This is a genomic window from Tropicimonas sp. IMCC34043, assembly GCF_003390845.1.
In the GTDB taxonomy this organism is placed as follows: Bacteria; Pseudomonadota; Alphaproteobacteria; order Rhodobacterales; family Rhodobacteraceae; genus Tropicimonas.
The window spans coordinates 1,219,614-1,243,255 of record NZ_QMEK01000001.1; the positions used below are offsets into that span (position 1 = coordinate 1,219,614).

General features: G+C 67.2%; 25 protein-coding genes and 1 tRNA gene. 17 read left to right on the forward strand and 9 right to left on the reverse strand.

Translation table 11 applies throughout. From position 1 onward, the window contains the following. Positions 1-119: 119 nt before the first annotated feature. Entirely contained in the window at positions 120-779 is a 660-nt protein-coding gene (locus DQG17_RS05695; protein ID WP_116131764.1) for a DNA-3-methyladenine glycosylase, read from the reverse strand. Positions 780-931: 152 nt separating this feature from the next. Between DQG17_RS05695 and DQG17_RS05700 the strand changes: the two genes are divergently transcribed. Next, positions 932-2,158 carry an MFS transporter gene (locus tag DQG17_RS05700; protein ID WP_116131765.1) on the forward strand — a complete coding sequence of 409 codons (1,227 nt, stop codon included), beginning with the start codon at positions 932-934 and terminating at the stop codon, positions 2,156-2,158. Between the two features lie 26 nt (positions 2,159-2,184). Here the strand turns inward: DQG17_RS05700 and DQG17_RS05705 are convergent, their stop codons facing one another. The 3 genes from DQG17_RS05705 to cysS form a co-directional block, all read right to left on the reverse strand. After that, positions 2,185-2,976, reverse strand: coding sequence for a squalene/phytoene synthase family protein (locus DQG17_RS05705; protein WP_116131766.1), 792 nt, complete (start codon positions 2,974-2,976; stop codon positions 2,185-2,187). A gap of 129 nt (positions 2,977-3,105) precedes the next feature. Beyond that, complete coding sequence (gene cimA / locus DQG17_RS05710) at positions 3,106-4,731, reverse strand: citramalate synthase (protein ID WP_116131767.1); 1,626 nt, start codon at positions 4,729-4,731, stop codon at positions 3,106-3,108. Between the two features lie 154 nt (positions 4,732-4,885). Continuing rightward, entirely contained in the window at positions 4,886-6,280 is a 1,395-nt protein-coding gene (gene cysS, locus DQG17_RS05715) for a cysteine--tRNA ligase (RefSeq protein ID WP_116131768.1), read from the reverse strand. A gap of 105 nt (positions 6,281-6,385) precedes the next feature. Between cysS and DQG17_RS05720 the strand changes: the two genes are divergently transcribed. Further along, a complete protein-coding gene (locus DQG17_RS05720; protein WP_369907992.1) occupies positions 6,386-6,817 on the forward strand; it encodes an MmcQ/YjbR family DNA-binding protein in 432 nt (143 codons plus the stop codon). A gap of 130 nt (positions 6,818-6,947) precedes the next feature. Here the strand turns inward: DQG17_RS05720 and DQG17_RS05725 are convergent, their stop codons facing one another. Continuing rightward, positions 6,948-7,349, reverse strand: coding sequence for a hypothetical protein (locus DQG17_RS05725; RefSeq protein ID WP_157973531.1), 402 nt, complete (start codon positions 7,347-7,349; stop codon positions 6,948-6,950). A gap of 117 nt (positions 7,350-7,466) precedes the next feature. Here DQG17_RS05725 and DQG17_RS05730 point away from each other — a divergent pair, with 117 nt between their 5' ends. Next, positions 7,467-8,204 carry an SDR family NAD(P)-dependent oxidoreductase gene (locus tag DQG17_RS05730; protein WP_116131770.1) on the forward strand — a complete coding sequence of 246 codons (738 nt, stop codon included), beginning with the start codon at positions 7,467-7,469 and terminating at the stop codon, positions 8,202-8,204. 166 nt (positions 8,205-8,370) lie between these two features. Beyond that, the gene (locus DQG17_RS05735) at positions 8,371-9,078 is read left to right on the forward strand and encodes a hypothetical protein (protein ID WP_116131771.1); all 708 of its coding nucleotides are present in this window, start codon (positions 8,371-8,373) and stop codon (positions 9,076-9,078) included. Positions 9,079-9,121: 43 nt separating this feature from the next. Here the strand turns inward: DQG17_RS05735 and DQG17_RS05740 are convergent, their stop codons facing one another. Further along, positions 9,122-10,957 carry an ABC-F family ATP-binding cassette domain-containing protein gene (locus tag DQG17_RS05740; protein ID WP_116131772.1) on the reverse strand — a complete coding sequence of 612 codons (1,836 nt, stop codon included), beginning with the start codon at positions 10,955-10,957 and terminating at the stop codon, positions 9,122-9,124. Between the two features lie 185 nt (positions 10,958-11,142). Between DQG17_RS05740 and DQG17_RS05745 the strand changes: the two genes are divergently transcribed. Then, on the forward strand, positions 11,143-11,535 hold the full coding sequence (locus DQG17_RS05745) for a hypothetical protein (protein ID WP_116131773.1): 393 nt from the start codon (positions 11,143-11,145) through the stop codon (positions 11,533-11,535). A 151-nt stretch (positions 11,536-11,686) separates the two neighbouring features. Here DQG17_RS05745 and DQG17_RS05750 read toward each other — a convergent pair whose 3' ends face one another. Next, a complete protein-coding gene (locus DQG17_RS05750; protein ID WP_116132610.1) occupies positions 11,687-12,418 on the reverse strand; it encodes a GNAT family N-acetyltransferase in 732 nt (243 codons plus the stop codon). 196 nt (positions 12,419-12,614) lie between these two features. On the opposite strand from DQG17_RS05750, the gene msrB reads away from it, so the two are divergent. After that, positions 12,615-13,034 (forward strand): peptide-methionine (R)-S-oxide reductase MsrB, encoded by a 420-nt coding sequence (gene msrB, locus DQG17_RS05755; protein ID WP_116131774.1) that lies wholly within the window; start codon positions 12,615-12,617, stop codon positions 13,032-13,034. A 49-nt stretch (positions 13,035-13,083) separates the two neighbouring features. On the opposite strand, the gene DQG17_RS05760 is transcribed toward msrB, so the two are convergent. After that, complete coding sequence (locus DQG17_RS05760) at positions 13,084-13,551, reverse strand: outer membrane protein assembly factor BamE (protein WP_116131775.1); 468 nt, start codon at positions 13,549-13,551, stop codon at positions 13,084-13,086. Between the two features lie 86 nt (positions 13,552-13,637). On the opposite strand from DQG17_RS05760, the gene DQG17_RS05765 reads away from it, so the two are divergent. The 8 genes from DQG17_RS05765 (at position 13,638) to DQG17_RS05800 (ending at position 19,392) form a co-directional block, all read left to right on the forward strand. Then, a complete protein-coding gene (locus DQG17_RS05765; RefSeq protein ID WP_116131776.1) occupies positions 13,638-14,192 on the forward strand; it encodes a DUF177 domain-containing protein in 555 nt (184 codons plus the stop codon). A gap of 260 nt (positions 14,193-14,452) precedes the next feature. Next, the gene (gene rpmF, locus DQG17_RS05770; RefSeq protein ID WP_116132611.1) at positions 14,453-14,659 is read left to right on the forward strand and encodes a 50S ribosomal protein L32; all 207 of its coding nucleotides are present in this window, start codon (positions 14,453-14,455) and stop codon (positions 14,657-14,659) included. 31 nt (positions 14,660-14,690) lie between these two features. Further along, positions 14,691-15,788, forward strand: coding sequence for a phosphate acyltransferase PlsX (gene plsX / locus DQG17_RS05775; RefSeq protein ID WP_116131777.1), 1,098 nt, complete (start codon positions 14,691-14,693; stop codon positions 15,786-15,788). Between the two features lie 55 nt (positions 15,789-15,843). Further along, on the forward strand, positions 15,844-16,815 hold the full coding sequence (locus DQG17_RS05780) for a beta-ketoacyl-ACP synthase III (protein WP_116131778.1): 972 nt from the start codon (positions 15,844-15,846) through the stop codon (positions 16,813-16,815). Positions 16,816-16,984: 169 nt separating this feature from the next. Then, the gene (gene ihfA / locus DQG17_RS05785) at positions 16,985-17,287 is read left to right on the forward strand and encodes an integration host factor subunit alpha (RefSeq protein WP_116131779.1); all 303 of its coding nucleotides are present in this window, start codon (positions 16,985-16,987) and stop codon (positions 17,285-17,287) included. A gap of 13 nt (positions 17,288-17,300) precedes the next feature. Beyond that, a complete protein-coding gene (locus tag DQG17_RS05790; protein WP_116132612.1) occupies positions 17,301-18,083 on the forward strand; it encodes a MerR family transcriptional regulator in 783 nt (260 codons plus the stop codon). 64 nt (positions 18,084-18,147) lie between these two features. Continuing rightward, positions 18,148-18,224 (forward strand) — tRNA-Pro (locus tag DQG17_RS05795). Positions 18,225-18,315: 91 nt separating this feature from the next. Then, positions 18,316-19,392 carry a 2'-deoxycytidine 5'-triphosphate deaminase gene (locus DQG17_RS05800; RefSeq protein WP_116132613.1) on the forward strand — a complete coding sequence of 359 codons (1,077 nt, stop codon included), beginning with the start codon at positions 18,316-18,318 and terminating at the stop codon, positions 19,390-19,392. A gap of 212 nt (positions 19,393-19,604) precedes the next feature. On the opposite strand, the gene DQG17_RS05805 is transcribed toward DQG17_RS05800, so the two are convergent. Beyond that, positions 19,605-20,153, reverse strand: coding sequence for a cytochrome b (locus DQG17_RS05805; RefSeq protein ID WP_116132614.1), 549 nt, complete (start codon positions 20,151-20,153; stop codon positions 19,605-19,607). 106 nt (positions 20,154-20,259) lie between these two features. Between DQG17_RS05805 and DQG17_RS05810 the strand changes: the two genes are divergently transcribed. Genes DQG17_RS05810 through DQG17_RS05820 form a run of 3 tightly spaced genes read left to right on the forward strand, consistent with a single transcriptional unit; the run spans position 20,260 to position 23,632 of the window. Next, positions 20,260-21,009 (forward strand): CDP-alcohol phosphatidyltransferase family protein, encoded by a 750-nt coding sequence (locus DQG17_RS05810; protein WP_157973532.1) that lies wholly within the window; start codon positions 20,260-20,262, stop codon positions 21,007-21,009. Next, positions 21,006-22,637 carry a sulfatase-like hydrolase/transferase gene (locus tag DQG17_RS05815; protein WP_232829337.1) on the forward strand — a complete coding sequence of 544 codons (1,632 nt, stop codon included), beginning with the start codon at positions 21,006-21,008 and terminating at the stop codon, positions 22,635-22,637. The genes DQG17_RS05810 and DQG17_RS05815 overlap by 4 nt, the downstream gene beginning before the upstream one ends. Next, on the forward strand, positions 22,634-23,632 hold the full coding sequence (locus tag DQG17_RS05820) for a lysylphosphatidylglycerol synthase transmembrane domain-containing protein (RefSeq protein WP_116131782.1): 999 nt from the start codon (positions 22,634-22,636) through the stop codon (positions 23,630-23,632). The genes DQG17_RS05815 and DQG17_RS05820 overlap by 4 nt, the downstream gene beginning before the upstream one ends. Positions 23,633-23,642 lie beyond the last annotated feature (10 nt).

Here is a 23,642-nt window from a genome sequence, read left to right on the forward strand (position 1 = left end):
CCCCATCGCCGACAGAGCCCGCGCCCCCTGCCCCGCGGCGCGCCAAAGGCCGCAAGATCGAGGCCCCGGCCGCAGCAGGATCGGGGCCAGATCGGGGGGGCGCAGGACCCATCCAGGTCTCAGCCGATCCCCTCGCGCTGCTTGGACACCCGAAAATAGGCCCACAGCAGCCGTGCCGCGACGCCGCGCCAGGGCGTCCAGTCCATGGCCATCTCGCGCAGCGCCGCCTCGCTTGGCCGCGCCTCCAGTTCGAACAGGATCCGCACCGCCTCCTGCAGCGCCAGATCGCCGGGGGCGAAGACATCGGCCCGGCCAAGCGAGAACATGGCATAGATCTCGGCCGTCCAGCGGCCGATCCCCGGCACCGCGACCAATGTCGCGACCACCTCGGCCTCGGGGGCTGTGCGCAGCGCGGCATAGTCGATCCGCGCCTCGGCCAGCGCCCGGGCATAGCGCACCTTCTGGCGGCTCAGCCCGCAGGCGCGCAGCTCCTCCTCGCTGGCCCAAAGGACCTTGCGCGGCCCGGTCAGGCGCGCCGCCTTCAGCCGGTTCCAGATCGAACTGGCCGCCGCGACCGACACCTGCTGGCTGACGATCGCGCTGAACAGAGCCTCGAATCCGTCCCGCCGGAGGCGCAGCGGCAGCGGCCCGGTGGCGGCAAGGGCTGCGGCAAGACGGGGATCGCGGGCGGCGAGCCAGGCCGCGCCCTCAGCCACGCAATCGGGCCCCTCGATGATCCGGCCGACCAGCTGCGGATCCGGGCTTTCGTTCAATTTCATATGCTTGCGAAATCTCCAGCCGGGAACGCCCGGCCCCGCCCCGGCGCCGTTGGCCCAGCCTATGCCAGCCTGCAGGTCCGAGAAACCCGAAACCTGCGCAATCCCGGCGCTGCCTCTTGCCTGCAAGGCGATGGCCGCGGTAAGCCCGTGCGATGACCGACGTGCCCGCCATAAAGATCCCCGATCCCGACGCCGCGCGCGCGCGGAAGAACGTGGCCGTGCTGATCGCCGCCCAGGCGATCCTCGGCGCCCAGATGCCGATGATCTATACCATCGGCGGGCTTGCCGGAGGGATGCTCGCGCCCAACGCCTGCCTTGCGACCCTGCCGATCTCGATGATCGTGATCGGATCGATGACCACGGCGCCCTGGCTGTCCTCGCTGATGCAGGTGATGGGTCGGCGCGCGGGCTTCGTGATCGGGGCGCTTGGCGGCATTGCCGGGGCCTCGGTCGCGGCCTGGGGTCTCTGGACCGGCAGCTTCTGGCTGATGCTCGTCGGATCCTATCTGACCGGGATCTATCAGTCGGCGCAGGGGTTCTATCGCTTTGCCGCCGCCGACACCGCCTCGGCCGCGTTCCGCCCGAAGGCGATTTCCTATGTGCTGGCGGGCGGGCTGGTCGCGGCGATCATCGGACCGACGCTTGGAACCTCGCTTGCGGATACGATGCTGGTTCCCTTCCTCGGCACCTACCTTGGGGTGATCGCGCTCAACCTCGTCGGCATGAGCCTGTTTCTGTTCCTCGACATTCCAAAACCGCCGCTGCCGCAGCCGGGCGACCCCAACGGGCGCACACGGCGCGAGTTGCTGGCCGATCCGAAGGTGCTGGTCGCGATCATCTGCGCCATGGTTTCCTATGCGCTGATGAGCCTTGTGATGACCTCGACCCCGCTCGCGGTGGTCGGTTGCGGGTTCGATACCAACACCGCCGGTCTGGTCGTCACCGCCCACGTGCTGGCGATGTTCGCGCCCTCGTTCGTGACCGGCCACCTGATCGCCCGGTTCGGCGCCCGCACCATCGTCTCGATCGGCCTTTTCATTCTGGCCAGCGCCGGGGCGGTCGCACTTCAGGGCGTGCAGCTGACGAACTTCTTTGTCGCGCTCGTCCTGCTCGGGATTGGCTGGAATTTCGGCTTCATCGGCGCAACGGCGATGCTGTCGCAAGCCCACACCCCGGAAGAACGCGGCCGGGTTCAGGGCATGAACGACACGCTGGTCTTCGGATGCGTTGCCATCGCCTCGCTGGTCTCGGGCGGGTTGATGAACTGCGCGGGCGGCGGCACGGTCGCAGGCTGGTCGTCGGTCAACCTCGCCATGGCGCCGTTCCTGGCGCTGGCGGGCGGGGCGCTGATCTGGCTGACCCTGCGCCCCGAGGATTGAGCCGACAGGGCGGGCGACGACGCCCTTTACCAGTCCCCGAGCCAGCTTCGCCGCAGCAGTCCTGCGCGGCGTTGAAATTCGCTTTCATCGAGGCTGCCTGCCGCAACGTCCGCGGGCCGGGCCGCGGCCCGTGTCAGTGTCGCCTTTGCCCGCCAGGCGGTGCGCAGGGCCGGGACGGCCGCAGCGGGCGGTCCGGCGCGGCGCGCCTCGGCCAGGCGGGCAAGCCCGGTGCGCGCCAGCGCGGCGACGGCCTCGGGCGCCTGATCCGGCAGCGCCGGATAGCCGCGCGCCGTCAGCGCCGGGACAGCGCGGAGATAGGCGGCAAGTCCGCCTGCCCACCCCACGGCGCGGATCGCGGCCTCGCCCTCGGGTCCGACGCCAAGGACGCGTGCCGCGGCCCACATCAGTCCCGCGGCCGTCGCCTCGAGATAGGCCGAAAGCTCGGCTGTGTCCGGGAAACGTTCTGGCAGGATGTCATGACGGCGGGCTTCGATCAGCGCGTCGAGGGCGGCAATCGCATCCGGCCTGCCGCGCAGCACTGTCGCAAGCGGGGCTGCCACCTCATGCGCTCGTGGCGGTACGCCTTCGGAAATCTCGGTCAGCACGTCGCGCCAGAACTGCAGCCGCATCTCGCAGATCAGCGGCTCCTGGCTGACCCAAGGCGCGCGCGTCACCTCGATATTGAAGGCGAAGACCGGGAACAGGACAGCCCGCGCCGGAATCGGGGCTGCCATCGTGGCAAGAAAGCGGTCGGGATCGCCCCGCGCGACAATCTCGGCGCAGGCGGCGATGCGCCGGTCGTCTGTGTCGTCGGGCATCCTGTCCTCTACCATCCTGTCGTCACTCATACCTCGGTTGCCACCGAAAACAGACAGGCGCTGCGCCACGCCGGCTCTGTGCCAGGCGTCAGGAAGGCGCCAGTTCCATCCGGGATCCGGGTCGGGCCGTTATTGCACCGGGGCGCCGTCGCGCACCAGTTTCCACTCGATCGCCTCGAGCAGCGCCTCGAACGAGGCATCGACGAGGTTCGCCGAGACACCGACCGTGGACCAGCGCCGCCCCTCGCCATCCTCGCTGTCGATGATAACACGGGTCACCGCCTCGGTCCCGCCATTGGTGATGCGAACCTTGAAGTCGACCAGCCGCATATCCTCGATATAGGGCTGAAGCGGCCCGAGATCCTTGGCCAGCGCGCGGGACAGCGCATTGACCGGACCGCTGTCGGAATTGGCCTCGTCAATCGAATCCGACACCGACAGCCGCTTTTCGCCGCCGATGTAGATCACCACCACCGCCTCGGACAGGCTGATGGTCTGGCCCAGCCGGTTCTTGCGCCGCTCGACGATGACGCGATAGCGGTCGATGTGGAAATAGCTGGGAAGCTGGCCCAGTTCGCGCCGCGCCAGCAGCTCGAAGCTCGCCTGCGCGGTGTCATATGAATAGCCCGCGGATTCCCGCGCCTTGACCAGATCGAGGATGCGGGCGAGCGCCGGATCGCCCTTTGGCACCTCAAGCCCGGCCTCGACCAGACGCTGCCGCAGGTTCGACTGGCCGGCCTGGTTCGACATCGGGATGATGCGGGAATTGCCGACCACCGCCGGGTCGATGTGTTCGTAGGTCGAGGGATCCTTCAGCATCGCCGAGGCATGCAGCCCCGCCTTGTGCGCGAAGGCCGAGGCGCCGACATAGGGCGCGCCGCGCTGCGGCACCCGGTTCAGGATGTCGTCCATCCGCCGGCTGACCCGGGTCAGGCTGGCAAGCCCCTCGGGGCTGACCCCGGTCTCGAACCGGCTGGCATAGGGTTCCTTCAACAGCAGCGTCGGGATCAGCGAGACGAGGTTGGCGTTGCCGCAGCGCTCGCCAAGCCCGTTCAGCGTGCCCTGGATCTGCCGCGCCCCGGCATCGACTGCGGCAAGCGACCCCGCCACCGCGTTGCCGGTGTCGTCATGGGTGTGGATGCCGAGCCTGTCCCCCGGCACGCCGCTTGCGACCACCTTCGCGGTGATCGCGCCGATCTCGGCCGGCAGGGTGCCGCCATTGGTGTCGCAGAGCACGACCCAGCGGGCACCGGATTCGAGCGCGGCATGCAGGCACGCCAGGGCGTAATCCGGGTTCGCCTTGTAGCCGTCAAAGAAATGTTCGGCATCATAAAGCGCCTCGCGCCCCTGCCCGACCACGTGGCTGATCGAATCGGCGATGGCGGCGACGTTTTCCTCAAGCGTCACGCCAAGGGCAGTGGTGACGTGGAAATCGTGGCTCTTGCCGACAAGGCACACCGCCGGTGTGCCCGCATTCAGCACGCCGGCCAGCACTTCGTCGTTGGCAGCCGAGCGCCCGGCACGCTTGGTCATCCCGAAGGCAAGGAAGGTGGCGTTCGAAAGCTTCGGGGCCGCGTCGAAGAACTCGCTGTCCGTCGGGTTCGCGCCGGGCCAACCGCCCTCGACATAGTCGATGCCGAGCCGGTCGAGCATGGCGGCGATCTGGTGCTTGTCCTCGAGCGAGAACTGCACCCCTTGGGTCTGCTGACCGTCGCGGAGGGTGGTGTCGAAAAGGTAGAGGCGTTCACGGGTCATGGCCGGCTCTCTCTCCCGATCACCAGAGCCTGCCTTGCCCGGGACGCTTGCGTCCCGAGCAGCGCCCGAACCGCCCCCCCGGGGCGGGCGCTTCTCGCCCACCCCGCGGTTCGGGCACTGCCCTCTGATCCACTCAGGACTTTCACAGATCGCTTCACCGCACCCCCTCCAAAGCAGCGGCATCGAACCCTGGCCCCGGCACCAGATCGACCCCCGCCTTGCTCATCCGTACTTCCACCCCGGCGGCCAGATAGGCCGCCTTCAACCGGTCGACCTCGGCAAAGTCCTTGCTCGCCATCGCCTCGACGCGCGCCGCCGCCAGCCGCGCCGCATGAGCCGACAGATCGACCGCCGCCGCCCAATCGCCATGTCCATCCTGCAGCAGCCCCAGCACCCCGGCCGACGCCTTCAGCCCCGCCGCATCCCCGGCACTCGCCAAAGCGTGCAACGCCGCAATCGCGCCCGGTGTATTCAGGTCGTCGCTCAGCGCCGCCATCACCTCGGGCGCGGGGCTCGGGGCGGGCGCGATGCCCGCCGTGAGCCCACGCCACTTGCGCAACGTCGCCTCGGCCTCGCGCGCCTTCTCGGCCGTCCAGTCCATCGGTTTGCGATAATGTGTCGACAGATAGACGAACCGGATCACCTCGCCCGGTATCCCCTGCCCCAGCACGTCCTGCACGGTGAAGAAATTGCCGAGGCTCTTCGACATCTTCTTGCCCTCGACCTGCAGCATTTCGTTGTGCATCCAGATCCGCGCGAACGCGCCCTCGGGGTGGGCGCATTTCGACTGGGCGATCTCGTTCTCGTGGTGCGGGAACATCAGATCATTGCCGCCGCCGTGGATGTCGAAGCTCGCCCCCAGCAGCGCCGCGCTCATGGCCGAGCATTCGATGTGCCAGCCCGGCCGCCCGCGTCCCCAGGGACTGTCCCAGCCGGGCAGATCCGCAGTCGAGGGCTTCCACAGCACGAAGTCCATCGGGTCTTCCTTGTAGGGCGCCACCTCGACTCGAGCACCCGCGATCATGTCGTCGACCGAACGGCCCGACAGCGCGCCATAGCCCGCATAGGACCGCACCCGGAACAGCACATGCCCCGCGGCCGCATAGGCATGCCCCGAGGCGACCAGCCCCTCGATCATCGCGATCATCTCGGCGATATAGCCCGTCGCCCGCGGCTCCTCGGTCGGGCGCAGGATGCCAAGCGCATCCATGTCCTCGTGATACCAGGCGACGGTCTCTTCGGTGCGCTCATGGATCAGCTCTTCCAGACTGCGCGGATCGCCCGCCTCCTTGCGCGTCAGGGCGGCGGCGTTGATCTTGTCGTCGACGTCGGTCAGGTTGCGGACATAGCTGACGTTCTCGGCGCCGTATCGGTGCCGCAGCAGCCGGAACAGCACGTCAAAGACCAGCGCAGGCCGCGCATTGCCCATATGCGCCCGGTCATAAACCGTGGGGCCGCAGACATACATCGACACCCGCCCCGGCGTAACGGTGGGCTCCAGCGGGACCTTGCCCCGCGTCAGCGTGTTCCAGAGCCTGATCTCGGCCATGTCATGTCCTCTCGCGTACCGTCACCGGCGGCGGCGGGGGGCGACTTCGCTCTGAAAAGGGAATGAAGGAACCGGCCCGCCTGACGATGTCAGCCGGTAATGCAGATGCAGATGATGGTGCAACGGTTCATGGCGCCCCAATACACGCGCCACGCCGGCTTGCCAAGCACCGGCTGCGGCTGGCATCCTGCGGCCATGAATCGCGACGAGGTCAACACGCTCTGCGCCGCCCTGCCCGGGGCGGAACTCACGGCCCCCTTCGGGCCGGGGCACGATATCTGGAAGGTCGGCGGCAAGATCTTTGCCGCCACCGGCAGCGAGGCACGCGGCGTCTCGGTGAAATGCGCCGATGTCGAGACGGCCGAGATGCTGCGCACGCTCGGCGGCTGCGAAAAGGCGCCCTATTTCCACCGCTCCTGGGTGCTGGTCCCTTTCGACAGCGCAAAGGCGACTGAGATCGAACACCGGGTGCGGGACTCCTATCGGATCATTCGCGCGGCATTGCCGAAAAAGCTGCAGGCGACGCTCGCCTCCTGACGCCGTTCGAAGCCCTTCGGGCGCAGCCGCGCGCCGCAGGCGCGCCCGGCCCCAAGGGCCGCAGGCGGCGCCAGCCGCCGCAGGCCGAGGGGGCTGCCCGGTCCGGGCAACGCATCCGCCGCCGAGGGCGTCACTGGCAATAGGTCCCCATTCCGGTGGTATAGCAGCTGACCGAATGGCCATACTGGTCCTCATAGGACCGGCTGGTGCCCGGCACCCGCTTGATCTGTTGCCCCGGCCGGTGATGCACCACGTTGCCATAGGTATCCGAACTCAGACCGGGTCCGTAGACGTTGTTGGTCACATGCACCGGATCAAGGTTCAGCACCCGCGTCTGGCGCCGCAGCGGCACAGGATTGACGGGAATGTCCGGCGCAACCGAAGCCTGTTGAGGCCCTTGCGGCGCCGGGTTTGCCGCCGGCGCCAACAGCATCGCGGCCTCGAGCCCCGGATCGGGTGGCGCGCACCCCGTCAGCAGGGCCAGCATCGCCGCACAGAGACTCGTCGCGCTCCAGCGCATCATGTCAGACATCCTCACTCCCCTGCCGGACAGTTTCGCACGTTGCGCGGCGATCGCGAAGTGTCCACGCGCGCCTATCTGGACAGTCGCGAAATCAGCGGTCACAACTTCCCCGGGGAGGAATTTATAATGGAACTTCACGGGACAAGGGTCGTCGTGACCGGCGGCGCCTCGGGGCTGGGCCGTGCCACGGCGCAGGGATTTCGCGACGCCGGGGCACGGGTCTGCGTTTTCGACCTGAATGGCGACACGCCGCAGGGGATCGGCTATCGCGAGGTCGATGTGACCGATGCCGAGGCGGCGCGCGGCGCACTTGCGGCCTCGGTCGAGAGCATGGGCGGCGTCGACGTGGTGGTGAACTGTGCCGGCATCGTGGCCGGTGCCCGGACGCTCGGCCGCGACGGCCCGCATGACCTCGACGCGTTCGAGCGGACATTGCGGGTCAATCTGACCGGCACCTTCAACATCTCGCGGCTGGCGGCCGAGGTCATGGCGAGCAACACGCCGAACGAGGACGGCGAGCGTGGCGTGATCGTCAACACCGCCTCCATCGCCGCCTTCGAGGGCCAGCGCGGCCAGGCCGCCTATGCCGCATCAAAGGCCGGAATTGCCGGGCTGACCCTGCCGATGGCGCGGGATCTGGCGCGCGAGGGGATCCGGGTCATGGCGATCGCACCGGGGATCTTCCGCACCCCGATGATGGCCGGACTGCCGCCCGAGGTTCAGCAGCAACTGGCCGCCGACGTGCCCTTTCCGCAGCGCCTCGGCGACCCAAAGGAATTCGCGGCCCTCGTGCGCTTCATCGTCACCTGCCCATACCTGAACGGCACCACGATCCGGATCGACGGCGCGCTGAGAATGCAGTGAGCGCGGCAGGCTCCGGCCCGCGGTCCCGGGGCGGGGCCGCGGTGCGGCTTCGCCGCCACCCCCCTTCAACCGCGCGGGCAGGATTGCTAGATCGGCCGCAAGAACGGACTGCGGCGGATTGTGGCGCCGACCGCGGACCCCGATCAATGCCAGCAAGGAGCCTGTCATGCCGAAACCCCGCCCGATCCTTGTCGCGGCCCTCGCCCTTCTGGTTGCCGCGACCGGATCGCAGGCCCAGACACTGCGCGACAAGCTGCAGCAGGGGGTGCAGAAGGGCACCTCGGTCGTTCAGCAGGGGGCTGCGGCAGTACAGCGCGGGGCCGCGGCGACGGTCGAGCGGATCGAGGACAGCGTCGATTCCTCGGTCGATCTGATGACCAACGAAGCGACGGTCGCGGAATCCCGGGACGAGATCGACCTGATGGCTGGTGCCGCCCTGTCGCGGCTGTTCATCGAACAGCCCGACGCCTCGGATCTCTTCGACCGCAGCGCCGGCTATGCTGTCTTCGACACCCGCAAGCTGATGCTGGCGGCGGTCTCTGGCGGGGTCGGACGCGGTGTTGCGGTGTCGCGCAACGACGACCGGCGGATCTACATGAAGATGGGCACCGCCGGCGTCGGCGTCGCGGTCGGGGGTGCGGGACTGGAGAGTCAGGTCGTGATCCTGTTCCAGGATCCTGAGGACTTCGATCTGTTCATCACCGACGGGGTCGATGCCGCGGCCGAGGCCAAGGCCGGGTTCGGAGACAAGAGTACCAATGTGGGACTGAGTTTTATCGACGGCCGCGCCATATTCCTGCTGACCGATCAGGGCTGGCGACTGTCGGCCACCGCAGGGGGCACGAAATACTGGGTCGACCGGACGCTGAACTGACGGCTGCGCCCGCGCAGTGTCGCGCGGCGGCCAGGCCTGCGCCTCAGCGGTCGGCCGCCTTTTCCTCCAGCGCCAGCCATTCCTCTTCTGCCGCCGCAAGGGCCGCCTGACGCTCGGTCAGCGCCTCGCTTGCCTTGCGAAACTTCACCGGCTCGCGGGTGAACAGCGCCGCGTCAGAGAGCAGGTCGGTGAGCCTGTTGATCTCGGCCTCCAACCGCTCGATGTCGGCCGGAAGCGATTCGAGCCTGTGCCGTTCGGTAAAGGTCAGCTTGCCCTGACGTGCGGGCTGACCGGCCGCAGGGCTCATGCCCTGCTTCGCCTTCGCATCGTTTCCAGTTGAAACTTCGTCGTTTTTCTCGGTTTCCGCCGCGGCCTTCTGGGCTTGATAGTCGCTCCATCCGCCGGCATAGGCGACGACGCGCCCGTCGCCTTCCATCGCGATCGTGGTGGTGGCGACCCGGTCGATGAAATCGCGGTCGTGGCTGACCAGCAGCACGGTGCCGTCATAATCGTCCACAAGCTCTTCCAGCAGGTCGAGCGTTTCGAGGTCGAGATCGTTGGTCGGCTCGTCGAGAACCAGAAGGTTCGCCGGCTGGGCCAGGATCCGGGCCAGCAGCAGCCGTGCCTTTTCGCCGCCCGACAGTGCCGAGACCGGCGAGCGGGCCTGTTGTTCGGAAAACAGGAAGTCCCTCAGATAGGCGACGACATGTTTGGGCGTGCCACGCACCATCACCTGATCGCCGCCACGGCCCGGCACGCGCAACGCCTTGTCGCCCGTCAGGCTCTCCCACAGCGTCGCTGCGGGGTCGAGCTGTGCCCGGGCCTGATCGAAGACGGCGAGGTCGAGATTGGTGCCAAGCCGGATCTCGCCCGCATCGGGCGCGACCTCGCCGACCAGCATCCGCAGCAGGGTGGTCTTGCCGACGCCGTTCGGACCGACAAAGGCAATGCGTTCGCCGCGCTGGATGCGGATCGAGAAATTGCGCAGGATCGTCTTGTCGCCAAATGTCTTCGAAATGCCGCGCGCCTCGACCACCAGCTTGCCCGAGGAGCGCCCCGAGTCGATCGCCAGATCGGCGGTGCCCTGGCGGCGGATCTGCGAGGCACGTTCGTCGCGCAGCGCCTGCAGCGCGCGCAACCTGCCCTGATTGCGGGTGCGCCGCGCCGAGATCCCCTCGACCGCCCAGCGTGCCTCGGCCTTGATCTTGCGGTTCAGCTTGTGGCGCGCCTCGTCTTCTTCGGCCCAGACCTTGTCGCGCCATTCCTCGAAGCTGGTGAACCCGTGTTCCTGCCGCCGCACGATTCCGCGGTCGAGCCACAGCGTCGCCCGGGTCAGCCGGTTCAGAAAAGCGCGGTCGTGCGAGATCAGAACGAAGGCGGTGCGGGTTTCGACCAGTTGCTGTTCAAGCCAGCCGATCGCCTGAATGTCGAGGTGGTTGGTCGGCTCGTCGAGAAGCATCAGTTCGGGCGCCTCGGCCAGCAGCTTGGCCAGCGCCGCGCGCCGCCGTTCCCCGCCCGATGCGGTTTCAACGGCGCGGTCGAGATCGAGCTTGAGCCCCTCGCCCGCCATCTCGACCCGATAACCTTCGCCCTCGTCCAGACCGCTGGCGGCAAAATCGCCGAGCGTGGCGAAGCCGTCCATGGTCGGGTCCTGTTCCATATAGCCGACATGAATGCCGGGCGGCACGATCCGCTCGCCCCGGTCAGGCTCCACAAGGCCCGCCATGACCTTCAACAGGGTCGATTTGCCCGATCCGTTGCGGCCAACCAGCGCCACCCGGTCGCCCTGCTGGACGGCGAGCGAGAGCGCATCGAAAAGCGGATCGCCCCCGAAATTGAGGGAAACATCGGAGAGCTGAAGAAGGGGTGCGCGTGCCATATCCGCCAGCTATGCCAGCCGTGCGCAGAGTGCAAGGTGCTGGCCAGGCTCTGCACGCTACCGTCCGCAAGGGATTTTGACCGCGATCCGGACCACGGGCGTTGGACCCGTCCGCCGGCCCGCGCTATCACTCACGGGACGCGCGGCAGGCCCGAGCCTGGCCGCCGCGCAAAGAGGCCCTGAACATGACATCACGCTGCCGCCGCTCTGCCTTTGTCCCGCTTGCCCTGGCGGGGATCGTGGCGTTGACCGGTTGCGGCCGTATCCAAACCGGCCATTCGGCGCCCCTGACCGCCACCACAGCGGACGCGGCGGTCGGGCTTTCGGTCAGCGCCCTGATCGAAACCTTCGGGCAGCCCGACCATGCCGCCAACAATGTCGTGACCTACCGGACCCGGCATCGACAGCCGGCCAGGCTCGGCTTCGGGGCGATTGTTTCGCTCGGCGGCGAGGGCAACGCCACCCGGGTCGGGGCCAGCCGGCAGACCGAAAGCTGCACCTGGAGTTTCCGGTATGACGGCGACGGCAGGGTTAAGGGCTGGAGCAACACCGGGGCATTCTGCGACACGCTGCGCTAGGTCGGCGCCCTGCGCGAGCGCCGCGCGTCCGCCGTCGGGCCGGAACCCGCGTCTCAGGTCTCGTTCGCACCCACGACGACGAAGGGTCAGGGGAACGACCCGCGCCGGGCACGCTCGCGAAGACAATGGGCGCGCCTGTGAGAGCGGCCATTCAGCCCGCGACGGCGCGCAGAAGACGTTTTCTTGCCGCCGGGATCGCCCCGATCTCGAGCCCGGTGAAGACATGCATGGTGCCAAGATCGCGGTCCACGACCGCGTGGTCGCTGACCCAGCCGCCCATCGCCAGATAGGTCCGCAGCAAGGGCGGCATCCCCAGCATCGCGCGCCGGGCATCGGGCGTGCGCCGCAACTTCTGCGCGAACCGAAAGACGTTGGGCGCCTTGACCCGCGGCAGCCAGCGCTTGGGCGCGAGATGCCGTTCCTTGAGCAACGCGAAGGCATCGCGATAGGCCTCGGCCTCGGTGCCCTGGAAGGACGAGCAGCCGAACAGCAGCTCGATCCCCTGTTCGTCGACGAAACTGGTCATCGCACCCCAGGCAACCCGCAGGATGTCGGGGTCGCGCAGGCCCGGGCGGATGCAGAACCGGCCCATCTCGACAATCTTGCCGGTGAAATCCTCAAGCGCCGCAAGCTCGTAGAATTGTGCGGAATAGCTTTGGCCGATGTCGCGCCCCGCAGCCAGTGGCAGCAGCCGGAAGGTGCAGGCCAGGGCGCCGTTGCGGACATCCTCGACCAGAACATGGCGGCAGACCGGGTCGAAACTGTCGCCATCCGGGCGCAGCCCGTCGCGAAAGGCAATCGAGCGCAACTCCAGCGCGGCGGCAAGATCCTCGGGGGTTTCGGCAAGGCGTGCCGCATGGCGACCCCGGCGCAGGCTGATCATCGCGCGCATCCCTCTTCTGGCAGGCCGTTTTGTTGGCCCCGCAGCACCGTCTGGTTCAAAGTGGCCTAGCATACAAGATGTAACGGTTGCTTGACATCTTCCGGGGCGCCGCGACGTCACGGCAGCGTGAAGGCACTGGTCAAGTCCGCATGCCGCCACCACTTTTGCTCGAGGAAACCAGAGACAGGAGCGACCGATGAGCGACCCGACGGAGAAAGCCCCCGGAACGGTGAAGAAGAGCGATGCCGAATGGAGGGCGGAACTCGGCCCTCTCGGCTTTGAGGTGATGCGCAACCACGGCACCGAACGGCCTTTCACCAATGACGACTTTCCCGAAGGGCCCGGGCTCTATCGCTGTGCCGGCTGCGGGGCAGAGCTATTCGTGCAGGACGACAAGTTCGATTCCGGCTGCGGCTGGCCGAGCTTTGTACAGCCCGCCGAGACAGCCTCTATCGGCGAACGCAGCGACACCCGCTATGGCATGCGCCGGACCGAGGTGCATTGCACCGGCTGCGGCGGCCATCTCGGGCATGTCTTTCCCGACGGCCCGGGGCCGAACGGGTTGCGGTACTGCATCAACGGCGTGGCGTTGGACTTCGAGCCGGACGATTCGTAGCCCGAGACGCCAGAGCCCACCTTCCGGCCGGGCCCTGCGGCCCGCCGGATCAGAGGGTGGAGCCGATATCGAGCGCGCCGATGTTGCCCAGAAGCTGACGCAGGAAGCCGAGGTTCTCGACGCTGGCGGCAGTGGTGCGCCGCGACAGGGCGACGACATTGCCGTCCTTCAACCCATAGCGCTCGATGTTGGTCACGACGCCATTCTTGTCAAAGCTGATCGCCACGACCTCGCGCTCTACCACTTCGGGTTCGTGATAGGTATAGGTCCGCATCCGCTGCGAGACATAATAATACCCCGAATCCCGCAGTACGCCGCCCGAGGACGGGGTTCCCACCGCGTCGGCCACGGTCTCGCGGGTATCGACACCCGGGGTGATCGCGGCCAGTTCCGCATCGGTCGGCGCATAGCCATGCGTGCGGTATATCGGCGAGCAGGCAACGGGTGCGGCCAGCGCCAGCCCGAAACCGAGCGCGCGGATCCAGCGGCCCAATTGCCTGCGGCTCTGCCTGCCCATAGCTGTCCTCGCTCGTTGCCTGTCGATTGAATTGCCTTCCGGCTTATAACAATGGCAATGTTTTCTACAAGTGAAGGAAGTCCGCCATGTCAGTCCCCGACCCCAACTTCGACCCATCCACCCGATCCGTGCCGCTGGCACGGCTGTCGTCATTCCGGCCGCTGCCATTCCGGATCGAGCCTACGGCGGCCGAACTGGCGGCGTTGAAACAGGAATTCGACCTTCTCGACCTGCGCAAGCTGCGGTTCGAGGGCACATTGCTTCCCGAAGGTCAGACCGACTGGCGGCTTGAGGCCACCCTTGGGGCCACCGCCGTGCAGCCCTGTTCGGTGACGCTGGCACCTGTCACGACCCGGATCGATACCCCTGTGCGACGTCGATACCTTGCCGATTACGCGCCGCCGGCCGATTCCGAGGCGGAAATGCCCGAGGACGACAGCGCCGAACCGATGCCCAATGTCGTCGATCTGTGGGATGTGCTGCGCGAGGAACTGGCGCTTGCCCTGCCCGACTTTCCCCGCGCCGAAGGGGTCGAACTGGAGCAGACAGTTTTTGCAGCCCCCGGAGTGACGCCTATGGCCGACGACGAGGTCAAGCCGTTTGCCGGACTGGCCGAGTTGAAGAAGAAGCTCGAGAGTTGACGCGCCGCAAATGGTCCGCAGACGCGGATCCTGGCGCTGCCGCGGCGCTTTCGTCTGCCCGGACGGGATCTCCCCGGGCACCGGCATGGCGTTCCGCGGCGGAGTTCCCTTGCAGGACTTGCACTCGGTCCGAAAATACGTATGGTCGCCGCTCTTCCACACACCCTTGAACGGGACGCGAAGCCGGCGTATGAGGCGCCGATATTGGACACATTGCCGACGGGTGCGCCCCGACCGGCCAGCAACTTCGAGGTATGGACATGGCTGTCCCTCAGAATAGAGTCACCCGGTCGCGCCGCAACATGCGTCGTGCGCATGATGCGCTGGTGTCCGGTAACCCCGCCGAATGCCCCAACTGCGGCGAGCTGAAGCGCCCGCATCACGTTTGTGGTGCCTGCGGCCATTACGACGACCGTGAAGTGGTCGCCATGGTCGAAGAGGTAGACATCGACGAAGACGCCGCGTGACCGCGACGCCCGGACCACGGGACATTCAGCGATGACATCACGGGCGCAGGGCGATCTTGTGGCCGCGGCTCCGTCCGTTCTGGCCGGCAAGATCGTGATTTCCGTCGATACGATGGGGGGCGATCACGGCCCGACCGCCGTGGTTGCCGGCTGCGCCCTTTCGGCAAAGAAGAACCCCGATATCGGCTTCATCCTGCACGGCCCCGAGCCGGTGCTGGCGCCTTTGGTTGCGCGTCGGCATCTGGACGGCCGCTGCGTCATCCGCCATGCCGATGGCGTGGTGACGATGGATGCAAAGCCTTCGGCGGTCCTGCGTCATGGTCAGGGCACATCGATGTGGTCGGCGGTCGACAGCGTCCGCAACCACGAGGCAACCGTGGCGGTAAGCTGTGGCAACACCGGCGCGCTGATGGTGCTGTCGATGGTGCGGCTGCGCAAGCTGCCCGGCGTGAACCGCCCGGCGATTGCCTGCCTCTGGCCCTCACGCAACACGAACGGCTATGCGGTCATGCTCGACGTCGGCGCCGATATCAGGGCCGATGCGGAAGATCTGCTGCAATACGCCATGATGGGCGCCTCCTATGCCCGCAACGGCCTTGGGCTCGATCGGCCGCGGGTCGGGTTGCTGAACGTCGGCACCGAAGAGCACAAGGGCCGGGCCGAGCTGAAAGCCGCGCATGGCATGATTGCCGAGGCAGCGCCGGGGTCTGACTACGACTTCGTCGGTTTTGTCGAGGGCGGTGACATCCCGCGTGGCAAGGTCGACGTGATCGTGACCGACGGGTTCACCGGCAACGTGGCGCTGAAGACGGCCGAGGGCACGGCTTCGCTGATCCGCGAACTGCTGGGCGAGGCCTTCCGCTATTCGATCCTGAGCCGCCTTGCCGCGCTTCTGGCGCTGACATCGCTGCGGCGGCTGCAGAAACGGATCGACCCGCGGCGCGTCAACGGCGGCGTGTTCCTCGGTCTCAACGGGACCATCGTGAAATCGCACGGCTCGGCCGATGCGACCAGTGTCTCGGCGGCGATCAAGCTTGCGTTCCAACTGGCGCAGGCCGGCTTTTCCGACCGGCTCGCCGCCCGGGTGGCCTCGACGGCGCACCCACGACAAGATATGCCGCTCGGATAGCGCCACTGGTTCAAAGGTGGCGAAACAGAGAGAAGAAACGGCGAGGCGGGAAGTGATGACTATCAGAGCGGTGCTGCGCGGCGTGGGACATTACCTGCCGGAGCGGATCGTCGAGAACGCCGAGTTCGAGGCTTCCCTCGACACCTCGGACGAATGGATCCGCAGCCGCTCCGGCATCGAACGCCGCCATTTTGCTGCTCCGGGCGAGACCACATCGGATCTGGCCACACGGGCTGCCGAGGCAGCGCTCGCGGATGCCGGACTGGTTGCCGACGACATCGACGTGCTGGTCATGGCAACCTCGACCGCCGATCTGACATTTCCCTCTGCCGCGACCATGGTTCAGCACCGGATCGGCATGACGGGCGGATTTGCCTATGACATCCAGGCGGTCTGCGCCGGCTTCGTGTTCGGGCTTGCCAACGCCAATGCGCTGATCCTGTCGGGTCAGGCCAAACGAGTCATGGTGATCGGCGCCGAGACCTTCAGCCGGATCCTCGACATGACCGACCGCGGCACCTGCGTGCTGTTCGGCGACGGCGCGGGCGCTGCGATCTTCGAGGCGCAGGAGGGCAGCGGCACCACATCCGACCGTGGCATCCTGTCCGTCGATCTGCACTCTGACGGCCGCTTCCGCGAGATCCTTTATGTCGACGGCGGGGTGTCGACCGGCACCACCGGTGTGCTGCGGATGGAGGGCAAGGAAGTTTTCCGCCATGCGGTGGAAAAGCTTGCCGAAACCGCCCACTCCGCGCTCGACAAGGTCGGCCTCTGCGGCGACGATGTGGACTGGATCGTGCCGCACCAGGCAAACCTGCGGATCATCAAGGCCACCGCGCAGCGCATGAAGTTGCCGATGGAGCGGGTGATCCTGACCGTACAGGACCACGGCAACACCTCGGCCGCGTCGATTCCTCTGGCGCTTTCGGTTGCCAAGGCCGAAGGCAAGATCAAGCCCGGCGACCTGGTGGTGACCGAGGCGATCGGCGGCGGACTGGCCTGGGGATCGGTTGTGCTGCGGGCGTGATCTCCGGAAATTCGTTCCAGATCAAACCCTTGGGCACAAAACTTGACGCCTCCCCTGCCCTGTCGCCCCGGACGCTTCCGGCGGCGTCTCAGAACCTCCATTCAAGTCATTGATTATTGACAGAAATCCCGCCCGGGCCTAGGCTCGCGGAAAACAGGGATGTACCTTCATGAACGCAAAGACCTTGACCCGTATGGACCTGAGCGAAGCGGTGTTCCGCGAGGTCGGCCTGTCCAGGAACGAATCGGCGCAGCTGGTGGAAAGCGTGCTCGGCCATATTTCGGACGCGCTGGTCCGTGGCGAACAGGTCAAGATCAGCTCGTTCGGCACGTTCTCGGTGCGCGACAAGGCAGCCCGCGTCGGTCGCAACCCCAAGACGGGCGAAGAAGTGCCGATCCACCCGCGTCGGGTCCTGACCTTCCGCCCCTCGCATCTGATGAAGGAACGGGTTGCGGCAGGCAACCGGGACTGAGGGGGCCGGCACCATGAACGGCAAGTCCCCCGATGCCTTCCGCACGATCAGCGAGGTCGCGGAATGGCTGGGCGTAAATCCCCATGTGCTGCGATTCTGGGAGAGCAAGTTCACCCAGATCCGCCCCGTGAAACGGGCCGGCGGGCGGCGCTATTACCGTCCTTCGGACATGGAACTTCTGGGCGGGATCCAGAAGCTTCTGCACGAGGACGGAATGACGATCCGCGGCGTGCAGAAGATCCTGCGCGAACAGGGGATCCGGGCGGTCGCCGCCCATTCGCGACCGATCGAGATGGATATCCACGCGGTCGAGGCCGACGCGACGCCGCAGGCGGCTCCGGTCCGGGCGCCTGTCGCGGCTCCGGTCAGGCCAGCCCCGGCTCCGGCCAGGGCAGCCCCGGTGCCGACGCCGATGCCGCTGTTCGGCGCCGTGACGGACGATGAGCCGACCCCGGAGCCTGCTGCCGCCGCGCCGCGGGGCCACGCGAGCCCCGAGCCGGCCTTTGCGCTGTCCGCAGCCCACCGCCAGGAACCGGCGCCGTCGCCTGCGGCCCCCGTCGATCTGCCGCCGCCAGACCCGGCCGAAGCGGTTCCGTTCGAGGGCGCGGCCGACCCCGACCCGGCACCCGAAATGCCGCAGCTGCCGGCTGCCCATCTGACGGTGTCCGAAGCGGTCGACCAGCTTGTTCCGCAACAGGTCGACCCCTCTGCCCTGCGTCCGATCCTCGATCGGCTGGTCGCCCTGCGCGCACGGATGAACGCATCGACGCCCCCCCCGACAGGCACCCCGGAGTGAGGTTGAAAAGCCTGTCGGTTTGCCGCTTGCCCTCGCCGGAAAATCCGGTATTAAGCCCGAACGTCGGGCTATGGCGCAGCCTGGTAGCGCGTCCGTCTGGGGGACGGAAGGTCGCAGGTTCGAGTCCTGCTAGCCCGACCATATGCAAAACCGCCCGCCCCCTTCGGGAGTGCGGGCGTTTTGTTTTTCTGCGCCCGGACCTGCGCGGGCCTTGGCTGCCGGAGAGATGTCGATGACGGGTGTGTTGCCCTGCCAGTCGCTGCACCGCATGATCGCTGCCGGACGCATTGCGGCTGCGGCCCCCCTCGAGGCGGGTCAGGTGCAACCGGCAAGCCTCGATCTGCGGCTCGGCAATACGGCTTACCGGATCCGTGCCTCGTTTCTTGCCGGCGCCGGCAATGCGGTTGCCGACCGGCTGAGCGATTTCGAAATGCACCGGATCGACCTTACCGGCGGCGCGGTTCTGGAAAAGAACTGCGTCTATCTGGTGCCGTTGATGGAGCAGCTCGATCTGCCCGCCGGCGTCAATGCGGTCGCCAACGCAAAATCCTCGACCGGCCGGCTCGATCTGCTGACCCGCGTCATCACCGATGGCGGGGTCGAATTCGACCGGATCGGCAGCGGCTACAGCGGCCCGCTCTATGCCGAGATCTGCCCGCGGTCGTTTTCGGTGCTGGTGCGGCCCGGAATGCGGCTGAACCAGATGCGTCTGCGCGAGGGCAAGGTGACGCTGAACGACGACGCGCTGCGCGCGCTCCACACCGAGGTCGGGCTCGTCAGCGGCGAGGCGGTGATCTCGGAGGGTCTGGGCTTTTCGGTCGATCTGCGGCCGACGTCCGGGCGGCTTGCCGGGTGGCGCGCGAAGCCGCACACGCGGGTGATCGACCTTGACCGGATCGGATATTATGACCCCGCCGATTTCTGGGAGCGGGTCGAAACCAGCGACGGCCGGATCATCCTCGACCCCGGCGCCTTCTATATTCTGGTCAGCCGCGAGGCGGTGCATATCCCGCCCGACTATGCCGCGGAAATGGCGCCCTATCTGGCGATGGTGGGCGAGTTCCGGGTGCATTACGCAGGCTTTTTCGATCCCGGATTCGGCCACGCCCTGACCGGTGGCACCGGCGCGCGCGGGGTGCTGGAGGTGCGCTGCCACGAGGCGCCCTTTGCGCTCGAACACGGGCAGATCGTCGGGCGATTGGTCTATGAGAGGATGGCCGAGCGGCCAGAGCGGCTCTATGGCGCCGATATTTCCTCGAATTATCAGGGCCAGGGGCTGAAGCTGTCAAAGCACTTCCGGTCGGCCTGACCGGCCCGGACGGCAGCCCCGGCGCAACCCCGTCCCATGACCGCTGATGACGGTCACCGATTGAGAGGCTCCGATTGCCTCTCGTCGCTGCGCCATCGCGCATCGCCCGCGTCCGAAGGCGCGGTCGAGCCAACGGGTCATGCGCCGCGCGAGTATGGGTCAGGCCGGGGGGGGCCTGTCGGGGTCGGCCCGCAAACCGCGCGGTCTGGCGCTCAGTGCCCGAACGGCGGCCACATCCGGGAGAAGACACCGTCGCGGCGCAGGACAGCGTGCTGAAGCGCTGCGCCGACATGAAGCAGCAGCACGGCGACAAGCGCGAAGGCGGTGACGAAATGCACCGTTTGAGCAACCGAGGCCAGGGCCTTTGAGGCTGGCACAAAGGTGCCGATCCCCAGCGCATCCAGCCCCTCGATCGGAAAACGCCCGGCCTTGACGCGGACATAGCCCGAGATCGGCATGATGAAGAGCAACACATAGAGGGCGCGGTGGGACAGGTTTGCAGCCCGGCGTTGCCAGCCCGGCAGGTGGTCGGGAAGGTCCGGCGGCCGGTTGATCTGCCGATAGGTCAGCCTCAGGACCATAAGCAGAAACACGATCACGCCGGTATTCTTGTGGAACACGAACAGCGTGTTCTGAAGCGGCCGGCTGAGCCCCTGCTGCACCATGACGATTCCCGCGGGGATCATCAGCAGGACCAGCACCGCAATGATCCAGTGCAGTGCCCTGGCGGTTCCAGAGTACCCCGTTGACGAATGGTTCATTTCAACGCCCCCTTTTTGGCTGGACGGAACCGGCGAGATCGATTTCCATGTTTGCCTTATACAGCCCGATCTCCTGACCCCGAACCGAAACACTGCCGGAATGAAAATGATGCAGCAAGACATCTCGCGCGTCGCGGACCGTCTCGAACCGGGCTCGCCGATCGGGTCGGTGCGGCGCGGTCTGCGGATCGCTGGCATTGCCGGGCTGGTGATCTGGCTCGCCCTGCATGTTGCCCTGTTCGGCAAGGTCTCCCCGATCCACTGGATGCCCGGTCTGATCGTCCTTCTCGGCGGTCTTGCCGTCATCGACCGGCTGATGCCGTCGCGATATCCGCACGATGCCTTCGGGGCCTGTAACGCCGTGACGCTGATCCGCGGTGTCCTTGCGGTGGCGCTCGTCACCCCGCTGGTCGCGGGAACACCGCAGAGCTGGGCGGTTTTTGCCGTGGCGTTCGTTGCCGTGCTGCTCGATGGCGTGGACGGCAGGCTGGCGCGGCAGAGCGGTCTTGTGTCCGGCTTCGGTGCGCGGTTCGATATGGAGACGGACTCCTTTCTCGCCCTCGTCCTTGCGCTGCACGCCCTTGCGGACGGCCTGGCCTGGCCCTTGGCGATGATACTCGGGGCGTCGCGCTTCATCTTTCTCGGCGCAGCCATGCTCGCGCCCTGGCTTGGCCGCCCGCTGCCCCAGCGTTTTGGCCGAAAGGTCGTTTGCGTGTTCCAGTTGTCGGTTCTGGTCGCCCTGCAGGCCCCCCCGGTTTCCGGCTGGCCGGCGGTCTGGCTGGCCGCCGCGGCCGCCACGGCCGTTCTGGCATCCTTCGGGCGCGACATCGTCTGGCTGTGGACGCAGCCGAGGTGACGGGATCGCCGCCGCGAAGCTGGCTGCGCCCGGCGCTGGCCGCGGCCCTGCTGGTGCTCGTGCTGATCCAGCCGGACCGCGCTTCGGCCATCAACATGGGGCTTTTGCTGCAGTTTCCGCTCGAGCTGCCGGTGATCCTTTTTGCGATGATGGTGTTTGGGGACAGGCGGTCAGGCCGGATGGTCCGGGCCGGGGTCGTCGTGGCGCTGACCGCGATCTTCGTTCTGCGGAGCGCCGATATCGCAATGACTCTGGCGCTTGGACGCGGCTTCGATCCGGTCTCGGACTTGCCGCTGATCGATGCCGCATTTCGGTTCATCGACGGGTCGTTCGGCCGCCTTGCGGCGGTAGCCGTCGCGATCTGCGCAACCCTTCTGATCGCTGCGGTCGCGGCGGCAATCTGGTGGGCGACCGGTGTCTGGGCGCGCATCGATCTGCCCTTTCCCGGCCGCCGTATCGCCGCCGCAGGCCTTGCGCTCGCCATGATCGCGACCGTCGCAGGTGCCGGGCTGATGCCCGGAGGCTGGAAGACACCAGAGTTTCTCGGGACTGCCGGCACGACGAGGTTCGCGGCAAAAACCATCGTGCAGGCCCGGGACACCATGGCCGGGCTCAGGGAGTTCGCCACGGCCGCGGCGCAGGACAGATTCGCGGGGGCGGAGGGCTTGCTCGATGCCATCGACCGCGACGTGCTGATCGTCTTCATCGAAAGCTATGGCCGCACCAGCATCGACACGCCCTATTACGCGGAACTGCACCGGGCCACGCTCGATGCCGCCGCCGCGCGGCTGTCGGGGCTGGGTCTTGCCATGCGCTCGGCCTACCTCGCGTCGCCGACCAGCGGAGGGCAAAGCTGGCTTGCCCATGCGAGCCTTGCGAATGGTCTTTGGGTCGACGACCAGTCGCGCTATCGCGCCGTGCTGGCAAGCGGTCGCCAATCCCTGTTTCATATCGCGTCGCGCAGCGGCTTCCGCACCGCTGCCGTCGAGCCGGCGATCACCATGCCCTGGCCCGAATCGCAGTCGATGGGCTTCGACACCGTGCTGGCCGCGAAGGACCTCGGCTATCGAGGCAAGCCGTTCAACTGGGTGACGATGCCCGACCAGTTCACGCTGGCCGCGCTGGACCGCAATCTCAGGTCCGGTCAGGACCCGCGGCCGCTGTTTGCCGAAGTGGTCCTTGTCTCGTCCCACGCCCCCTGGGTGCCGGTGCCGGTGCTGCTCGACTGGGACAGGCTTGGCGACGGGCACGTCTTTGACGAGATGGCGACATCGGGCGATCCGCCGAAGGTGGTCTGGAGCGACCCTGAGCGGGTGCGCGCGCAATACCGGATGGCAATCGATTATGCGCTGACGACTGTCTTCGACTACGCCGCCCGCCATGCCAAGGATCCGCCGCTGATGATAATCCTTGGCGACCACCAGACGGCGGGCTCGATTGCAATGGACGAACGGGCGCAGGTTCCGGTCCATCTGATCGGACCGCCGTCACTGATCGATCGAACCGCGGCCTGGGGATGGAGCGAGGGGCTGATCCCGGCGCCGGAACCGGTGATCCCGATGAGCCGGATGCGCGACATGATCCTGCGCGCCTTCACGACCGACACGGGCACCGGGGGCGCGGGATGAGGTTTTGGGATCGGTTCCGCCAAAGCCGCCTGATCCATGTGGTGCAGGTCGTGTTCGCCTCTGTCCTGCTGGTGCTGCTGTGGCGGATCGTCGATGGCGACGCCGCGCTTGGCCTTCTGGCCGAGGCCGACAAGCGCTGGCTTCTGGCGGCCCTTGTCGCGCTGACGGCACAGACCGTCCTGACGACGCTGCGCTGGCGTCTGACCGCCCGGCAGCTTGGCCTTGCCCTGCCGTTCGGCCCGGCACTGCGCGAATATTACCTCTCGCAGATGGTGAACCAGACCCTGCCCGGAGGCATGGCCGGCGATGCGGGCCGCGCCTATCGCTCCCGCCAGAGCGCCGGGCTGGTCGTTTCGGGCCAGGCGGTCATCTTCGAACGGCTCGCCGGGCAGGCGATGCTGTTTGTCGTGATGACCCTGGGTTTCGCCTGGGCCGCCCTTAGGCCGGATGCCATCGATCTGCCCGGCTGGACGGTCTTCCTTGCGATACCGGCCGCGGCGACCGTCGCGCTCGCTCTCGCGCTGGTCTGGGGCGCCCCCGTCTTGCCCGGACCTGCGGGACGGGTCCTACGCGCCCTTCGGGGTTCCGTCGTCATGGCGTTCTCGGGCCCGCGCGTGCTGACACGCCAGATCGGGCTGAGCCTTTCCGCGACGATCTGCAACCTTCTGGCATTCGCGTTCTGCGCCCGCGCAATCGGAACCGCGCTTTCCCCCGCCGAGGTCATGGTTCTGGTACCGCTGATCCTGTATTCGATGGTCATTCCGCTGTCGGTCAGCGGCTGGGGCATCCGGGAAGGCGTCGCCGCCACCCTGTTTCCGATCGCCGGCGCCACGGCCGCAGCCGGGCTTGCCGCCAGCACGGCCTTCGGGCTCGTGTTCCTGATAAGCACGCTGCCCGGTCTTGCGGGCCTTCTGGTCCGGGGCCGGGCCGAGATCACGCCGAAATTCCCGGCACAGCCGCCGCCACCAGCTTGCCGTCCACGGATCAGCCACTAAGGTAAAGACT

Coding starts and splice junctions, on each gene's coding strand:
- DQG17_RS05695 (WP_116131764.1), bottom strand. CDS start 779: ATGAAATTGAACGAAAGCCCGGATCCGCAGCTGGTCGGCCGGATCATC.
- DQG17_RS05700 (WP_116131765.1), top strand. CDS start 932: ATGACCGACGTGCCCGCCATAAAGATCCCCGATCCCGACGCCGCGCGC.
- DQG17_RS05705 (WP_116131766.1), bottom strand. CDS start 2,976: ATGCCCGACGACACAGACGACCGGCGCATCGCCGCCTGCGCCGAGATT.
- cimA (WP_116131767.1), bottom strand. CDS start 4,731: ATGACCCGTGAACGCCTCTACCTTTTCGACACCACCCTCCGCGACGGT.
- cysS (WP_116131768.1), bottom strand. CDS start 6,280: ATGGCCGAGATCAGGCTCTGGAACACGCTGACGCGGGGCAAGGTCCCG.
- DQG17_RS05720 (WP_369907992.1), top strand. CDS start 6,386: ATGCAGATGATGGTGCAACGGTTCATGGCGCCCCAATACACGCGCCAC.
- DQG17_RS05725 (WP_157973531.1), bottom strand. CDS start 7,349: ATGTCTGACATGATGCGCTGGAGCGCGACGAGTCTCTGTGCGGCGATG.
- DQG17_RS05730 (WP_116131770.1), top strand. CDS start 7,467: ATGGAACTTCACGGGACAAGGGTCGTCGTGACCGGCGGCGCCTCGGGG.
- DQG17_RS05735 (WP_116131771.1), top strand. CDS start 8,371: ATGCCGAAACCCCGCCCGATCCTTGTCGCGGCCCTCGCCCTTCTGGTT.
- DQG17_RS05740 (WP_116131772.1), bottom strand. CDS start 10,957: ATGGCACGCGCACCCCTTCTTCAGCTCTCCGATGTTTCCCTCAATTTC.
- DQG17_RS05745 (WP_116131773.1), top strand. CDS start 11,143: ATGACATCACGCTGCCGCCGCTCTGCCTTTGTCCCGCTTGCCCTGGCG.
- DQG17_RS05750 (WP_116132610.1), bottom strand. CDS start 12,418: ATGATCAGCCTGCGCCGGGGTCGCCATGCGGCACGCCTTGCCGAAACC.
- msrB (WP_116131774.1), top strand. CDS start 12,615: ATGAGCGACCCGACGGAGAAAGCCCCCGGAACGGTGAAGAAGAGCGAT.
- DQG17_RS05760 (WP_116131775.1), bottom strand. CDS start 13,551: ATGGGCAGGCAGAGCCGCAGGCAATTGGGCCGCTGGATCCGCGCGCTC.
- DQG17_RS05765 (WP_116131776.1), top strand. CDS start 13,638: ATGTCAGTCCCCGACCCCAACTTCGACCCATCCACCCGATCCGTGCCG.
- rpmF (WP_116132611.1), top strand. CDS start 14,453: ATGGCTGTCCCTCAGAATAGAGTCACCCGGTCGCGCCGCAACATGCGT.
- plsX (WP_116131777.1), top strand. CDS start 14,691: ATGACATCACGGGCGCAGGGCGATCTTGTGGCCGCGGCTCCGTCCGTT.
- DQG17_RS05780 (WP_116131778.1), top strand. CDS start 15,844: ATGACTATCAGAGCGGTGCTGCGCGGCGTGGGACATTACCTGCCGGAG.
- ihfA (WP_116131779.1), top strand. CDS start 16,985: ATGAACGCAAAGACCTTGACCCGTATGGACCTGAGCGAAGCGGTGTTC.
- DQG17_RS05790 (WP_116132612.1), top strand. CDS start 17,301: ATGAACGGCAAGTCCCCCGATGCCTTCCGCACGATCAGCGAGGTCGCG.
- DQG17_RS05800 (WP_116132613.1), top strand. CDS start 18,316: ATGACGGGTGTGTTGCCCTGCCAGTCGCTGCACCGCATGATCGCTGCC.
- DQG17_RS05805 (WP_116132614.1), bottom strand. CDS start 20,153: ATGAACCATTCGTCAACGGGGTACTCTGGAACCGCCAGGGCACTGCAC.
- DQG17_RS05810 (WP_157973532.1), top strand. CDS start 20,260: ATGATGCAGCAAGACATCTCGCGCGTCGCGGACCGTCTCGAACCGGGC.
- DQG17_RS05820 (WP_116131782.1), top strand. CDS start 22,634: ATGAGGTTTTGGGATCGGTTCCGCCAAAGCCGCCTGATCCATGTGGTG.